General features: G+C 58.2%; 13 protein-coding genes. 3 read left to right on the top strand and 10 right to left on the bottom strand.

Features of this window, described 5'->3' with window-relative positions:
- From VN114_RS03840 to VN114_RS03810, 7 genes are all read right to left on the bottom strand, one after another.
- Positions 1 to 1,082: M48 family metalloprotease (locus VN114_RS03840; RefSeq protein ID WP_325512167.1), on the bottom strand; the 1,082-nt coding region annotated here is incomplete at its 3' end.
- 18 nt (positions 1,083 to 1,100) lie between these two features.
- Positions 1,101 to 1,550, bottom strand: coding sequence for a dUTP diphosphatase (gene dut, locus VN114_RS03835; RefSeq protein WP_325512165.1), 450 nt, complete (start codon positions 1,548 to 1,550; stop codon positions 1,101 to 1,103).
- Positions 1,551 to 1,593: 43 nt separating this feature from the next.
- On the bottom strand, positions 1,594 to 2,790 hold the full coding sequence (coaBC, locus tag VN114_RS03830) for a bifunctional phosphopantothenoylcysteine decarboxylase/phosphopantothenate--cysteine ligase CoaBC (protein ID WP_325512164.1): 1,197 nt from the start codon (positions 2,788 to 2,790) through the stop codon (positions 1,594 to 1,596).
- A 56-nt stretch (positions 2,791 to 2,846) separates the two neighbouring features.
- Positions 2,847 to 3,353 (bottom strand): signal peptidase II, encoded by a 507-nt coding sequence (gene lspA, locus VN114_RS03825; RefSeq protein ID WP_325512162.1) that lies wholly within the window; start codon positions 3,351 to 3,353, stop codon positions 2,847 to 2,849.
- A gap of 83 nt (positions 3,354 to 3,436) precedes the next feature.
- Positions 3,437 to 6,319, bottom strand: a complete 2,883-nt coding sequence (ileS, locus tag VN114_RS03820) for an isoleucine--tRNA ligase (RefSeq protein WP_325512160.1) — start codon at positions 6,317 to 6,319, stop codon at positions 3,437 to 3,439.
- Between the two features lie 59 nt (positions 6,320 to 6,378).
- Positions 6,379 to 7,356 (bottom strand): bifunctional riboflavin kinase/FAD synthetase, encoded by a 978-nt coding sequence (locus VN114_RS03815; protein WP_325512158.1) that lies wholly within the window; start codon positions 7,354 to 7,356, stop codon positions 6,379 to 6,381.
- A 98-nt stretch (positions 7,357 to 7,454) separates the two neighbouring features.
- The gene (locus tag VN114_RS03810) at positions 7,455 to 8,180 is read right to left on the bottom strand and encodes a 16S rRNA (uracil(1498)-N(3))-methyltransferase (protein ID WP_325512156.1); all 726 of its coding nucleotides are present in this window, start codon (positions 8,178 to 8,180) and stop codon (positions 7,455 to 7,457) included.
- A 170-nt stretch (positions 8,181 to 8,350) separates the two neighbouring features.
- On the opposite strand from VN114_RS03810, the gene tkt reads away from it, so the two are divergent.
- The 3 genes from tkt to gap all read left to right on the top strand — a co-directional run bounded on the left by tkt (position 8,351) and on the right by gap (position 11,982).
- On the top strand, positions 8,351 to 10,357 hold the full coding sequence (tkt, locus tag VN114_RS03805; RefSeq protein ID WP_325512154.1) for a transketolase: 2,007 nt from the start codon (positions 8,351 to 8,353) through the stop codon (positions 10,355 to 10,357).
- The gene (locus VN114_RS03800; protein ID WP_325512152.1) at positions 10,354 to 10,896 is read left to right on the top strand and encodes a GNAT family N-acetyltransferase; all 543 of its coding nucleotides are present in this window, start codon (positions 10,354 to 10,356) and stop codon (positions 10,894 to 10,896) included. The genes tkt and VN114_RS03800 overlap by 4 nt, the downstream gene beginning before the upstream one ends.
- Before the next feature lie 75 nt (positions 10,897 to 10,971).
- The gene (gene gap / locus VN114_RS03795; RefSeq protein WP_325512150.1) at positions 10,972 to 11,982 is read left to right on the top strand and encodes a type I glyceraldehyde-3-phosphate dehydrogenase; all 1,011 of its coding nucleotides are present in this window, start codon (positions 10,972 to 10,974) and stop codon (positions 11,980 to 11,982) included.
- An 85-nt stretch (positions 11,983 to 12,067) separates the two neighbouring features.
- On the opposite strand, the gene VN114_RS03790 is transcribed toward gap, so the two are convergent.
- The 3 genes from VN114_RS03790 to cysW all read right to left on the bottom strand — a co-directional run bounded on the left by VN114_RS03790 (position 12,068) and on the right by cysW (position 15,078).
- Complete coding sequence (locus VN114_RS03790) at positions 12,068 to 13,009, bottom strand: CysB family HTH-type transcriptional regulator (RefSeq protein ID WP_325512148.1); 942 nt, start codon at positions 13,007 to 13,009, stop codon at positions 12,068 to 12,070.
- A gap of 99 nt (positions 13,010 to 13,108) precedes the next feature.
- Entirely contained in the window at positions 13,109 to 14,176 is a 1,068-nt protein-coding gene (locus tag VN114_RS03785; protein ID WP_325512146.1) for a sulfate ABC transporter ATP-binding protein, read from the bottom strand.
- A complete protein-coding gene (gene cysW / locus VN114_RS03780) occupies positions 14,173 to 15,078 on the bottom strand; it encodes a sulfate ABC transporter permease subunit CysW (protein ID WP_325512144.1) in 906 nt (301 codons plus the stop codon). Before cysW ends, VN114_RS03785 begins: the two co-directional genes overlap by 4 nt.

Genomic DNA, 15,078 nt, shown 5'->3' with positions numbered 1-15,078 from the left:
GTCAGGGTCTTCTTCGCTTTCTGTTTCGCCTTGATCTCATCCGCAGTCTTGCGAATCGCTGCAAGGCGGTAAGCGGTCGCCGGATGAACCGCTGTGTAACCATTCAACACCGTCACCGGATATTGATCGGCCAGACGCTGCCAGAATGCCGCCGCGCCATCGATGCTGTAACCCGATCGTGCCAGCATATACAACGCCAGCGTGTCGGCGGCTGCATCGAGTTCCTGCGGCATGGGCTTCACGCCCGCAGTACCGCTCAACATGCTCGTGTCAGGCGTTACGCGCGTCATGTTGTCGATGATGCCGCCGACAGTGGCGCTCATCTGCTGACGTGTCGAATGACCCAGTGCATTGTGCGCGAGTTCCTTCGCCAGCACATAGGCGACTTCCGTATCGTTGCGCGCAAAATTCAGCATGCCGCGCGTCACCAGTACGCGGCGACCATCGGAATAGGCATTGACGCTATCGACATTGCCCAGTTCGATACCGAAACCGCAAGCTTGCGTCAACGGCACATTCACCGACAGCGGGCTGCCGTTACGGCTCAATCCGAGTTTGACATTCGAACGGCTGCCGACCAAGGGACCGAGAACGGAAGCCGCCTGGCGCTCCGCATTCGGTCCTTGCGGCATCGGCTGATCCTGCACCGACGTCAGGATATCGCCGCGCTTGACGCCTGCACGAGCGGCCCCGCTGTCGTTCAGCACACCGGTCACTTTCAGACGCTCTTCAAGTCCGAGTGCAGTGGCAGCACCGACATAGTCTTCCGAATAAGAATATTTGGTCTTGGCACTGAAGCCGATCAGATTGCGTACATTGCCCTTGCACAGCGACGTGTTATTGACCAGCAGGGGCGCTGCAACACGATACAGGCGATCCTGTTGCGACGTTATCGTCCGCAACATCTGCAATTGCGGTGAATCGCTGCCTGAACCCGCTGCTGCGCCGGTCGGTGTATCGAGAGAAACCGTGCTGCAGCCAGCCAGCAGCAATGCAGCAGGAAACAGGACGGGAAGCAGCGCAGCCTTGACTAAAGGCGCACGCTTCAATTGAAACAGGAAGGGATGAAGCAGGCCTTGCATGAAATCTTCTCCTGAAAATTAGTGTTTGCCGGTGCTGCCGAATCCGCCGGCACCGCGCTCGCTGGCATCGAAGTCATCGACCACATTGAAACCGACCTGCATTACCGGAACGATCACGAGCTGCGCCAGGCGTTCCATCGGATTCAGCGTGAACTCGGTTTGTCCGCGATTCCACGTGGAGACCATCAACTGGCCCTGGTAATCGGAGTCGATCAGGCCGACTAGGTTCCCGAGCACGATGCCGTGCTTGTGGCCCATGCCGCTGCGCGGCAGGATCATTGCCGCATAACCCGGATCGGCAATGTGAATCGCCAGACCTGTCGGAACCAGATGCGTTTCGCCCGGCTGAATCGTGAGCGGTGCATCGAGACAGGCGCGCAGATCGAGGCCTGCACTGCCCTGGGTTGCGTAGGCAGGCATCTGTTCTTTCATGCGCGGATCGAGGATTTTGACGTCAATGGTTTTCATCAGGCAGGAATAGAGGATGAGAAATTAATTGTGATGACGCAAATCAGTCAGCCAGGCGCTGTGCAATTTCGCCGATCAACTGCCGCGCAAGCGTCTGCTTGTCGGCGCGCGGCAACGGCAGATGGCCTTTTTCGTCGAACAGCATCAGTTCGTTGTCGTCCTGGCCGAAAGTCTGGTGACCGATGTTGCCGACCAGCAGCGGGATGTTTTTCTTCTTGCGTTTGGCGTCGCCGTATTCGGCAAGGTTTTCCGATTCGGCAGCGAAGCCGACGCAATACGGACGTTTTTCCAGTGCAGCAACGGCAGCAAGAATATCGGCATTCTGCTCGAACTCCAGCGCCGGCGCATTGCCGCTCGCGTCCTTCTTGATCTTTTGCGCGCTGACATTCTTGACGCGCCAGTCGGCCACGGCGGCGACGGCGATGAAGACATGCTGCGAAGAAACGCGCGACATCACGACGTCATGCATCTGCTCGGCCGTCTGCACGTTGATGCGATGCACGCCATGCGGCGCATCCAGCGCCGTCGGTCCGGAAACCAATGTGACGTCGGCCCCCGCTTCACGCGCCGCGCGTGCGAGGGCATAACCCATTTTTCCCGATGACAGATTGGTGATGCCGCGCACCGGATCGATCGGCTCGAACGTCGGTCCGGCGGTGATCATCACGCTCTTGCCGACCAGCAGATTCGGCTGGAAACAGGCGACGATTTCTTCCAGCAACTGTTCAGGCTCCAGCATACGGCCCATGCCTGTCTCACCGCATGCCTGGTCACCGGCGTCCGGGCCAAGCACCGCAATGCGATCGGCTTTCACTTGCGCAACATTGCGACGCGTCGCCGGGTTCTGCCACATCTCGACATTCATCGCCGGAGCAATCAGCAACGGCAGCGATTCGTGACGTGCGACGCACAGTGTCGACAGCAGATCGTCGCAGGCGCCATGTGCCAGTTTGAAAATGAAATCGGCGGAGCATGGCGCGATCACGATCGCATCGACACCGCGTGTCAGATCGATGTGCGGCATGTTGTTGGCGACGCGCGCATCCCATTGATCTGTCACGACCGGATTGCCGGACAGTGCCTGCATCGTCACCGGCGTGATGAAATGCGTCGCCGCATTCGTCATCACCACTTGCACCGAAGCGCCGGCCTTGACGAGCGCACGCGTCAATTCTGCTGCCTTGTAGCAGGCAACGCCGCCGGTCAGTCCCAGCACGATTTTTTTACCGGCAAGATCCATTCGAAGGCTCCTGAAGATGTCGCGGGCTAGTGTATCAGTTCAAATCCTGCGGGCGCCTATTTGCCGACCCGGCGCAACTCGTCGTAGATGAACAATACTGCGCCGATGCAGATCGCACTGTCGGCAATATTGAAAGCCGGCCAATGCCAGCCGCCGACATGCACATCGAGGAAATCGATCACGTGGCCGTGCAGCATCCGGTCAATCACATTGCCAATGGCACCGCCCAACACCAGCGACAGCGCCCAGCTGAAGAGCCGCTGGCCGGCATGCTTGTGCAACAGGTAGATGATGAACACCGCCGCTGCAATACCCATCGCGGTGAAGAAATAACGCTGCCAGCCAGTTTCGGTGGCCAGGAAACTGAATGCCGCACCCTTGTTGTAGACAAGAACCAGATTGAAAAAGGATGTCACCGGTTGCGATTCACCGTACACGAACAGACGCGAGATCGCGATCTTGGTAACCTGGTCCAGCAGGATCACGATGAGTGCAACACCAAGCCACGGCATGATGCTGGTGCCGGAACTGCCGAATGTATTTGTCTTGCGTTTGAAAACCATGTGATATCCATCCTGCCAAGTCATGAAACCGCTTCGACCAACCGAAGCGGCGCGTTTGCATCGGTCCCGCATCCAGCTTTACTTCAAGCGTAACGACGTTTCTCGCCGTTGCCGAACAGATTGTCCACACAACGGTCGCACAGCCCCGGGTGTTCGGCATGCGCACCCACTGCAGGACGATAGTGCCAGCAGCGTTCGCATTTCTGCGCGCCTGACGGCGTGACGGTGACGGATTCTTCTTCCGGCGTGGCAACCTTGACAGCTTTCGCCTGAGACGTGATCAGCACGAACTTCAGATCGTCGTCCAGGCTGTTCAGCAGATCGAACTTGTCACCGCTGGCTTTCACTTCAACTTCTGCCTGCAGCGACGATCCGATGCCACCGGCAACACGCACTTCTTCCAGTTGCTTGGTCACGTCATTACGCACTTCGCGCAATGCCGCGTATTTCGCCAGCAGGGCTGTGCTGTCCGATACAGGCGGCAGCACATAGTTCGTTTGCGTGAAGATCGTATCCCCTGCATCTGCACCGGCAAAGATGGTCCATGCTTCTTCCGCCGTGAACGACAGGATCGGTGCCATCAGACGCAACAGCGATTGCGTCAGATACCAGATCGCGCTTTGCGCCGAACGACGTGCGTGCGACGTGACACCGCTGGTGTACAGGCGATCCTTCAGGATATCGAGATAGAAGCCGCCGAGGTCTTCCGAGCAGTAGCCTTGCAGCTTGGCGACCACCGGATGAAATTCGTAGATCTTGTAATGCGCCAGAATCTCGGCCTGCATCGCGTTCATCTGTGCAATCGCGTAACGATCGATTTCCAGCATGTCGGCAACCGGCACCAGATCCTTCTTCGCGTCGAAATCCGACGTGTTCGACATCAGGAAGCGCAGCGTATTGCGGATGCGGCGATAGCTTTCGGTCACGCGTTTCAGGATTTCATCCGAGATCGACAGCTCGCCGGAATAATCGGTCGATGCGATCCACAGACGCAGGATGTCCGCGCCCAGCGTGTCGGAAATCTTTTGCGGCGCGAGCGTGTTGCCGAGCGATTTCGACATCTTCTTGCCTTCGCCATCGACGGTGAAGCCGTGCGTCAGCAACGCCTTGTACGGCGCACGACCATCCAGCATCGACGCCGTCAGCAGCGACGAATGGAACCAGCCGCGATGCTGATCCGATCCTTCCAGATACAGGTCGGCCGGGAACGCCAGTTCGTCCTTGTGCGAACCGCGCAATACCGTTTGATGCGTGCAGCCGGAATCGAACCAGACGTCCAGCGTGTCCTTGTTCTTCAGATACATGTCGGCGTCGGCGCCGAGCAATTCCTTCGGATCGAGTGCCTGCCACGCTTCAATGCCGTGCTGTTCGACGCGTTGCGCAATCTGTTCCAGCAACTCGGGCGTGCGCGGATGCAGGTCGCCGGTTTCCTTGTGCACGAAGAACGCCATCGGCACGCCCCATTGACGCTGACGCGACAAGGTCCAGTCGGGACGATTGGCGATCATGCCGTGCAGACGCGCCTTGCCCCAGCTCGGGAAGAATTGCGTGTCCTCGATCGCGCTCAATGCGGTTTCACGCAGCGTCGCACCCTGATTTTTCGGCATCACGTCCATGCCGGCGAACCATTGCGACGTCGCGCGATAGATGATCGGCGTCTTGTGACGCCAGCAATGCATGTAGCTGTGATCGAACATGACCAGCTTGAACAGCGCGCCGACTTCTTCCAGCTTGGCGCAAATCGGTTTCGACGCTTCCCAGATCGTCATGCCGCCGAAGAACGGCAGCCACGATGCGTATTTGCCGTCGCCCATCACCGGCGCGATGATTTCGTCGTCGCGCAAACCGTGCTTTTTGCACGAGATGAAATCCTCGATACCGTAGGCCGGTGCCGCGTGCACGATGCCGGTGCCGCTATCGGCTGCGACGTAATCGGCCAGATAGATCGGCGCCGTGCGATTGTACGCTGCATCTTCGGATGCGAACGGATGCTTGAAGCGAACGCCTTCCAGCGCCGCACCGTCGCACGTTGCAATCGTCCTGCCCTCGAAGCCGTAACGCTGCAACACGCTTTCGACCAGATCTGCAGCAAGGATCAGCAACAGCGGTTCGTTATTGCGCGTCGTCTCGACCAACGCATAGCGCAGTTCCGGATGCACGTTCAGCGCCTGATTGGATGGAATCGTCCACGGTGTCGTGGTCCAGATGACCGCATACCCTTTTTCAACCGGCAACGCTGGCAGGCCGAATGCCTTGGCAACCTTCTCCGGTTCCGCAAACGGAAAGCCGACGTCGATCGCCGGATCGCGCTTGTCCTGATATTCGACTTCCGCTTCCGCCAGTGCGGAACCGCAATCGAAGCACCAGTTGACCGGCTTCAGGCCGCGATAGACGTAGCCTTTTTCCATCAGCGTGCCGAGCGCGCGGATTTCATCGGCTTCGTTGCCGAAGTCCATCGTCTTGTACGGACGATCCCATTCGCCGAGCACGCCGAGACGGATGAAATCCTTCTTCTGTTTCTCGACCTGTTCGTTCGCATAGGCGCGCGCCTTCGCCATGACTTCAGTGGTCGGCAGGCCTTTTCCATACAATTTTTCGATCTGGATTTCGATCGGCATGCCGTGGCAATCCCAGCCCGGCACGTACGGTGCATCGTAGCCGTCGAACTGACGCGTCTTGACGATCATGTCCTTCAGTATCTTGTTGACCGCGTGGCCCAGATGGATGTCGCCGTTCGCGTATGGCGGGCCGTCATGCAGGATGAACTTCGGACGGCCTTTCGACGCTTCGCGGATTTTTTGATAGATCTTTTTATCCTGCCATTGCTTGACCCACTGCGGTTCGCGCTTGGCGAGATCGCCACGCATCGGGAAAGGCGTATCGGTCATGTTGACCGGATACTTGCTGCTTTGCTTACCGTCTGCCTTGCCCTCGGACTTGGCTGGTTTGTTTGGCTTGTCGGACATGGGATTTTCTTTTTAAAAATTCGTTGGATCGAACGAACGGAAAGTAAAGCGTTCGGTCGTCAAATTCGGTCGGTCGCAGAAGTTGCCGCATCGGCCATCTGCTTGAAATAAGCACGCGCCTGCACCGCATCACCTTCGATTGCAGCAGTCAGTGTCGGCAGATCGATGTATTTTTCTTCGTCGCGCAGCTTCTTCAGGAATTCCACACGGATCAAGCGTCCATAGCATTGTTGCGCATAGTCGAACAGATGCGTCTCCAGCAAGACGCGGCCGCTGTCGTCCACTGTCGGTCGCACCCCGATGCTGGCGACACCGGGCAACGGCCGCGCATCCAGTCCATGTACCTGCACGATATAGATGCCCGACAACGCCGGATGCTTGTGCCCGATGCGCATGTTCAGCGTCGGGAAACCGATCGTGCGTCCCAGCTTCTTGCCGTGAATGACGTGGCCGCTCATCGCATACGGATGACCGAGCAGCGTCTCTGCCTGGGCGAAATCACCCTTCTCCAGCGCAGCGCGTATCGCCGATGATGAAACGCGGTCGCCGTGACTGGTCACGGTCGGCTGCGATTCAACCTCGAATCCGTATTCGCGCCCCGCTTCGATCAGCGTTTGCACATTGCCCGCGCGTTTGGCGCCGTAACAAAAATCCTCACCGACGATCAACCACTTGACGTGCAAACCCTGCACCAGAATCTTCTCGACGAATTCCTGTGGCGATAACGAAGCGAAATGCGCATTGAAATGTTCGACGATCACGCGATCGACGCCCGCGGCAGACAACGATTCCAGCTTGTCGCGCAGACCGGCGATGCGCTTCGGCGCCTTCGACGGATCGCCTGCACGCGCGGCGAAAAATTCGCGCGGATGCGGCTCGAAAGTCATCACAGCGGATTCCAGCCCCATGTTCGACGCCACTTCGCGCAGGCGTGCCAGCAGCGCCTGATGCCCGCGATGCACGCCGTCGAAGTTACCGATCGCCAGCGCACACGGTGCGCGCGATGCAGCATTGGGAAGTCCGCGAAATACCTTCATTGAATTGGCTGGAATTTGACGGGGAACCCGTCGCAAAACCTTGAATTATAAATGCTTTCACCCGCGCTTTCACCGCTTTCGGACGGGCACGAAGGTGTCTACATCGCGCCCCAAACCGCATTCAGCGCCGCCACGGCGGCCAATCCGGCGGTTTCCGTGCGGAGCACGCGCGGTCCCATCGACAGCATCAGTACGCCCTGCGCAACCGCCAACTCTTCTTCCCTGTCGGTGAACCCGCCTTCCGGTCCGATCATCAATGCCACCGTTTGCGGCGGGTGATGGCGTGCCCAATCGGACAATGACTGGTCGGCGCGCGGGCTGAGCATGACGCGCACATGCAGATCCTGTTGTTGCGTCCACTGGCCGAAATCGACCGGCTCCACCATATTCGTCAAGCGGTTACGCCCGCTTTGCTCGGACGCCGCGATGACGATGCCCTGCCAGTGCTGCAGTTTTTTTTCTGCGCGTTCGGCAGACAGACGCACCACGCAACGCTGCGCTGCCAGCGGCTGGATCGCGTGCACACCGAGTTCGACGGCTTTTTCGACGATCCAGTCCATCTTCGACGCTTCCGGCAAGGCCTGGGCCAGCGTGATCGCGTATGGCAGTTCGACTTCGCGCGGTTCGAACAGCTTGATTTCAGCCGTGACGCGCTTTTTTTCGATGGTGGCAATGGTCGCCGTGTATTCGCCGCCTTCGCCATTGAACAGCGTAATGCGGTCGCCGATCGTCAGGCGCACCACCTGCACATGATGGGCGACGTGATCCGGCAAGGTAACGATGCCGCCGATGGCAAGCGGCTGCGGGCAGTAAAAACGAGGCATGAATTGTCCGTAAGTTGTCGATCCGGCATGCCTTTTCACAGAAAAGAGCCGGAACGCGATTTTAGTCCGAGGCCTCACTCTGGTAAAATATGCGGCTTCGCAGCAAAGAGGTTTCGCTGCACGCATGCCTGCATTGATTCTATTCCATTCGACTCGCCATCTACTCAAACATGACTTCCACGCTCCCGACGAACAAAATGGCCAACGCAATCCGTGCGCTGGCAATGGATGCAGTACAAAAGGCCAATTCCGGTCACCCCGGCATGCCGATGGGAATGGCGGAAATCGCCGTCGCACTGTGGTCGAATCACTATTCGCACAACCCTGCCGATCCAAAATGGGTCAACCGCGACCGTTTCGTCGTGTCGAACGGCCACGGCTCGATGCTGCACTACGCGCTGCTGCACCTGACCGGTTACGACTTGTCGATGGATGAGATTCGCAACTTCCGCCAGTTGCATTCGAAAACGCCTGGCCATCCGGAAGTCGATATCACGCCAGGTATCGAAACGACGACCGGTCCGCTCGGCCAGGGCATCACCAATGCCGTCGGCATGGCGCTCGCCGAAAAACTGCTGGCAGCGGAATTCAACCGTCCGGGCTTCGACGTCGTCGATCACCACACGTACGTATTGCTCGGCGACGGCTGCCTGATGGAAGGCATTTCGCACGAAGCCTGTTCGCTGGCCGGCACGCTGCGCCTGTCGAAACTGATCGCGCTGTATGACGACAACGGCATCTCGATCGACGGTCATGTCGAAGGCTGGTTCCAGGACGACACCCCGAAACGTTTCGAAGCGTATGGCTGGAACGTCATCCGCGCAGTCGACGGTCACGACGTGAATGCCGTCAATGCCGCCATCGCGCAGGCGAAGAAATCCGACAAGCCGACGATGATCTGCTGCAAAACCGTGATCGGCAAAGGCTCGCCGAACATGGCCGGCACGCACAATGTGCACGGCGCAGCATTGGGCGACAAGGAAATCGCCGCCACGCGCGAAGCGATGGGTTGGAGCGATGTGCCGTTCGTCGTTGCCGACGACGTCTATGCCGCATGGGACGCCAAGGTAAAAGGCGCCAAGTCGCAAGGCGACTGGAATGCACTGCTGAAATCCTACGGCGAAAAATTCCCGCAGCAGGCGACCGAACTGGTACGCCGCATGAAAGGCGAACTGCCAAGCAATTTCGACAAGATCGTCACCGACTACATTGCCGCCTGCAACGACAAGAAAGAAACGATCGCCACCCGCAAGGCCAGCCAGAACGCTATTCAAGCCTATGCACCAAGCCTGCCTGAATTCCTCGGCGGCTCGGCCGACCTGACCGGTTCCAACCTGACCAACTGGAAGGAATGCGTTGCTGTTCGTGCCGACCAGGCCGGTAATCATATTAATTACGGCGTGCGCGAATTCGGCATGAGCGCCATCATGAACGGTATCGCCCTGCATGGCGGCTACATTCCGTTCGGTGCAACCTTCCTGACGTTCTCCGACTACAGCCGCAATGCACTGCGCATGGCGGCGCTGATGAAGATCCGTTCGCTGTTCGTCTTCACGCACGACTCGATCGGTCTCGGCGAAGACGGCCCGACGCACCAGTCGATCGAGCACGTATCGAGCCTGCGCCTGATTCCGAATCTGGACAACTGGCGTCCATGCGACACGGTCGAATCGGCTGTCGCTTGGGAACAAGCGGTCAAACGCCACAACGGTCCGAGCACGCTGATCTTCTCGCGCCAGAACCTGCCGTTCCAGGAACGCACTGCAGAACAGATCGCCAACATCAAACGTGGCGGTTATGTACTGCGCGATGCAGCCAACGCACAAATCATCCTGATCGCCACCGGCTCGGAAATCGAACTGGCAGGCAAAGCAGCAGACGAATTGACCAAGCACGGCGTGGCGGTTCGCCTCGTCTCGATGCCGTCGACCGACGTTTTCGATCGTCAGGATGCTGCCTATAAAGCCAGCGTGTTGACCAAAGGCGTGCCGCGCGTGGCAATCGAAGCCGGCGTCACCGACTTCTGGCACAAATACGTCGGCCTTGAAGGCGGCGTGGTCGGTATCGACACCTTCGGCGAGTCGGCACCGGCCGGCGTACTGTTCAAGCACTTCGGCTTTACCGTCGAGAACGTGGTCGCGGCCGTCAAGAACGTTTTGCAAAGCAGCGCCGCGTGACCGAAATCACGTTTCGCCGCGCGACGGCTGACGATGCGGCGGCGATCGCCGCGTTGCGTGTCGACAGCTGGCGCACCACCTATCGCGGCGTCATGCCCGATGCGTATCTCGACGGCATGCGTGCAGAAGAAAGCACGACGATGTGGTCGCAGGTTCTGCTGGCCGATGTGCCGACAGTCTGCGTCTGCGTGGCAGAAGCCGGCGATGAAATCGTCGGCTTTGCATCCGGCATGATGTTGAATCCGGAAAAGCTGGGCTTCGATGCCGAACTGACTGCGATCTACCTGAAACCGATCGCACAACGTGGCGGCGTCGGCCGACGTCTGCTGGCAATGATTGCCGATGCGATGCAACGTCAGGGCGCCAGCGGATTGATGGTCTGGGTGATTGCCGCCAATCAGGCCGCACGCAAGTTTTATGAAGAACTCGGCGCAGAGTTGTTGGTCGAACAACCGTTCACATGGGACGGCCTCGAACTGACTGAAGCCGGTTATGGCTGGCGCGATCTGGCCCTGCTGCAACAATCGTGCAGTAAATAACTGCCGAAGCGCCGTGTTCCGTTATTGAAGAATGTTTTGCAGTTGAAACCGAGTTGAAATTTTCTGGAGAAAAAGATGACCATCCGCGTTGCAATTAACGGTTACGGCCGCATCGGCCGCAATGTCCTTCGTGCTCACTATGAAGGCGGCAAAAAGAACGACATTCAAATCGTCGCCATCAACGATCTGGGCAAACCGGAATCCAACGCGCACCTGACCCGCTACGACACCGTTCACGGCAAATTCCCCGGCACCGTCGAAGTCGACGGCGATTGCATGATCGTCAACGGCGACCGCATCAAGGTTTTCGCAGAACGCGATCCGGCCAAGCTGCCATGGGGCGACCTGAAGGTCGACGTCGTGATGGAATGCACCGGCTTCTTCACCACAAAGGAAAAAGCCTCCGCCCACCTGAAAGGCGGCGCGAAGAAAGTCATCATCTCCGCACCGGGCGGCAAGGATGTCGACGCGACGATCGTGTACGGCGTCAATCACACGGTATTGAAATCGACCGACACCGTCATCTCGAACGCATCGTGCACCACCAACTGTCTGGCACCGCTGGTCAAGCCGCTGAACGACAAGCTCGGCATCGTCAACGGCCTGATGACCACCGTGCACTCGTACACCAACGATCAAGTGCTGACCGACGTCATGCACGAAGACCTGCGCCGCGCACGTTCGGCCACGCACTCGATGATCCCGACCAAGACCGGCGCTGCCGCAGCAGTCGGCCTGGTCATGCCGGAACTGAACGGCAAGCTGGACGGCTTCGCAATCCGCGTACCGACCATCAACGTTTCGATCGTCGATCTGTCGTTCATCGCTGCACGCGATACGACGGTCGATGAAGTCAACGCGATCATGAAGGAAGCCGCCGAAGGTTCGCTGAAAGGCATCCTGACCTATCAGACCGAACAACTGGTCTCTGTCGATTTCAACCACAACCCAGCCTCGAGCAGCTTCGATTCGACGCTGACGAAAGTATCGGGACGTCTGGTGAAAGTATCGTCATGGTACGACAATGAATGGGGCTTCTCGAACCGCATGCTGGATACGACGGTGGCATTGATGTCGGCGAAGTAATTTCGCACGCAGTCAGGCTCCAATAAAAAACGCCCCGATTCCGGGGCGTTTTTGTTTCTGCGACTTGATTATATGCAGGCTGTTGTCAGCCTCCCGCCTTCATCGCTTCCTCGATATCCGCGCGCGACAATTCCGGCGCGAATTGCTGAATGAAATCGTAGGTATAACTGCGCAGATACGCGCCACGTCGCACGGCCAATCGCGTCACGTTCTGCGCAAACAGATGTGCGCCGTCGATCACTTTCAACCCGTTGCCCAGCAGCGTATCGCCCTGACGATTCTGCAATGCCATCGATGCCACCAACCCCACGCCGAGGCCAAGCGCGACGTATTGCTGGATCACGTCCGAATCCATTGCGGTCAGCACGATATCGGTCGTGATATCGGCCTGCCTGAATGCGTCGTCGATATGGCTGCGACCTGTAAAACCGAGGTCGTAGGTAATCAACGGATATTCGGCCAGATCGTCCAGTGTGACTGGATCCTTTTTCAATAAAGGATGGCCATCCGGCACAACGATGGCGTGATGCCAGCGATAGCACGGAAACGACACCAGATCCTCGAACTGGCTCAAGCCTTCGGTCGCGATACCGATATCCGATTTGCCGGACAGCACCCACTCGGCAATGTGTTCAGGAGAACTCTGTTGCAAGGCGATGCGCACTTTCGGAAACGCCGTACGAAACGCCTGCACCACTTTCGGCAGCATGTAACGCGCCTGCGTATGCGTGGTCGCAACAGCCAGCGTGCCGATTTCCTGCTCCGCATATTCGCGGCTGGCGCGCTGCAGGTTTTCCGCTTCCAGCAACAGGCGGTCGATGATCTGCAGAATGCCACGTCCGGGATCGGTCAGGCCGGTCAGGCGCTTACCGTTGCGTTCGAAGATATCGACGCCGAGTTCTTCTTCAAGCTCGCGAATCTGGCGGCTGACGCCAGGCTGCGACGTGAAGAGCACGTTCGCCACCTCAGTCAGGTTGTAACCGCAACGTGCGGTTTCGCGGATCGATCGTAATTGTTGAAAATTCATCGTGAGGCACCCCGGTAATACGCCGTCGGTTTGGCAAAAATCATCTGCTCAACTTCTCGATGATCCGACGGCATCACTATGAATGCCCGTGCGGATCGCTTAGATGGAATCGTCGATAAAGACCTGCAGTTTTTTCGGGCGCACGACCAGCGTTTCGCCTTCCTTCAAATGCAGTTGTGAAAAACGGTCGTTCGAAATCACGGCCTCGATCAGCTCGCCGTTGTCATTGCGCTCCAGTTCGAGCTGTGCGAGCGGACCGATGGCGTGGGCGCGGCGCAATTGCACGATGATGCCTTCGGCGCCGGACGTGTAGCGATCGACTTCCAGATCGTGCGGACGCACGTAGCCGATGCCTTTCGTATCCTGCGTCTGTGCATAGTCGGGCGCATCGAAACGAATGCCTTCTGCCTGCAACACACCTTCATGGACACGCCCGTGGAACAGGTTGACGTTGCCGAGAAAGCCGTAGACGAAAGGCGATGCCGGATTGTTGTACACATCCTTCGGTGCACCGATCTGTTCGACGTTGCCCTTGTTCATCAGCACGATTTTGTCGGCCACTTCCAGCGCTTCTTCCTGATCGTGCGTGACGAAAATACTGGTGACATGCAGTTCGTCGTGCAAGCGACGCAGCCAGCGGCGCAATTCCTTGCGAACTTTCGCGTCGAGCGCGCCGAACGGTTCGTCCAGCAGCAGTACGCGCGGCTCCACTGCAAGCGCACGCGCCAATGCGATACGCTGACGCTGACCGCCGGACAATTGCGGCGGATAACGATCGGCCAGCCAGTCGAGCTGTACCAGTTCCAGCAGCTTGGTGACTTTTTCCTTGATCTGCGCTTCCGACGGACGAGTTGCAGCAGGACGCACGCGCAGGCCGAACGCAATGTTTTCAAACACGCTCATGTGCTTGAACAGCGCGTAATGCTGGAACACGAAGCCGACCTGACGTTCGCGCACGTGGCGCGCCGACGCATCCTGACCGTCCAGCAGCACCTGCCCCTGATCCGGCTGTTCCAGACCGGCGATGATGCGCAGCAGCGTCGTCTTGCCGCAGCCGGAAGGTCCCAGCAGCGCCGTCAGTTCGCCCGCCGGAAAATCCAGCGAGACGTTGTTCAGCGCAACAAAATTGCCGAACTGCTTGTGAATGTTTTTTACTTCGATGCTCATGATCCCTGCTCCTGAAACTGTTCGTGTGTGTCCCGCAATCGCCATTCGACGAATGATTTGAGCGCCAGTGTAACCAGTGCCAGCAATGCCAGCAACGAGGCGACCGCAAATGCAGCGGAAAACTGGTACTCGTTGTACAGGATCTCCACCTGCAGGGGAATCGTGTTGGTTTGTCCCCGAATGTGGCCGGAGACGACCGATACCGCACCGAATTCACCCATCGCCCGCGCATTGCAGAGAATCACACCGTACAGCAAACCCCATTTGATATTCGGCAGCGTCACATGCCAGAACGTCTTCCATCCGGATGCGCCCAGTACCAGTGCGGCCTCTTCCTCCTCACTGCCCTGCGACTGCATCAGCGGAATCAGCTCGCGTGCGACAAACGGGAAGGTCACGAAGATTGTCGCCAGCACAATGCCGGGTACCGCAAACAGAATCTTGATGTTGTGATCCAGCAGCCAGCTACCGAACCAGCCTTGCGCACCGAACAGCAATACATAGATCAACCCTGAAATCACCGGCGACACCGAAAACGGCAGATCGATCAACGTCAGCAAGATGCTCTTGCCGCGAAATTCAAACTTCGCAATGCACCACGATGCCGCCACGCCGAACACCAGGTTCAGCGGCACTGCAATCGCCGCCGTCAGGAGCGTCAAGCGGATTGCCGCCAGCGCGTCTTCTTCGAGAATCGATGCCACATAGGCATCCCAGCCTTTTTTCAACGCCTCGGCAAATACAGAAACCAGCGGCACGAACAAGAACAGCGTCAAAAATCCCAACGCCACGCCGATCAATACGGCGCGTACCCAGAACGGCTCCAGTGTTGCCGGCGGCACGGCGTCGGCGCGACGCGGCACAACTTCGGACAGCAATACGTGAGAAGGAATCGCCGCCAT

This window comes from Oxalicibacterium sp. (assembly GCF_035565035.1).
Taxonomy (GTDB): domain Bacteria; phylum Pseudomonadota; class Gammaproteobacteria; order Burkholderiales; family Burkholderiaceae_D; genus Oxalicibacterium.
Note: the sequence above shows the minus strand (reverse complement) of the source record. Positions and strands in the feature narration are given on the sequence as shown.

Excerpts from the sequence above, each read along its gene's own strand:
- dut (WP_325512165.1), bottom strand. The coding sequence starts at position 1,550 with ATGAAAACCATTGACGTCAAAATCCTCGATCCGCGCATGAAAGAACAG.
- coaBC (WP_325512164.1), bottom strand. The coding sequence starts at position 2,790 with ATGGATCTTGCCGGTAAAAAAATCGTGCTGGGACTGACCGGCGGCGTT.
- lspA (WP_325512162.1), bottom strand. The coding sequence starts at position 3,353 with ATGGTTTTCAAACGCAAGACAAATACATTCGGCAGTTCCGGCACCAGC.
- ileS (WP_325512160.1), bottom strand. The coding sequence starts at position 6,319 with ATGTCCGACAAGCCAAACAAACCAGCCAAGTCCGAGGGCAAGGCAGAC.
- VN114_RS03815 (WP_325512158.1), bottom strand. The coding sequence starts at position 7,356 with ATGAAGGTATTTCGCGGACTTCCCAATGCTGCATCGCGCGCACCGTGT.
- VN114_RS03810 (WP_325512156.1), bottom strand. The coding sequence starts at position 8,180 with ATGCCTCGTTTTTACTGCCCGCAGCCGCTTGCCATCGGCGGCATCGTT.
- tkt (WP_325512154.1), top strand. The coding sequence starts at position 8,351 with ATGACTTCCACGCTCCCGACGAACAAAATGGCCAACGCAATCCGTGCG.
- gap (WP_325512150.1), top strand. The coding sequence starts at position 10,972 with ATGACCATCCGCGTTGCAATTAACGGTTACGGCCGCATCGGCCGCAAT.
- VN114_RS03790 (WP_325512148.1), bottom strand. The coding sequence starts at position 13,009 with ATGAATTTTCAACAATTACGATCGATCCGCGAAACCGCACGTTGCGGT.
- VN114_RS03785 (WP_325512146.1), bottom strand. The coding sequence starts at position 14,176 with ATGAGCATCGAAGTAAAAAACATTCACAAGCAGTTCGGCAATTTTGTT.
- cysW (WP_325512144.1), bottom strand. The coding sequence starts at position 15,078 with ATGGCGGCGATTCCTTCTCACGTATTGCTGTCCGAAGTTGTGCCGCGT.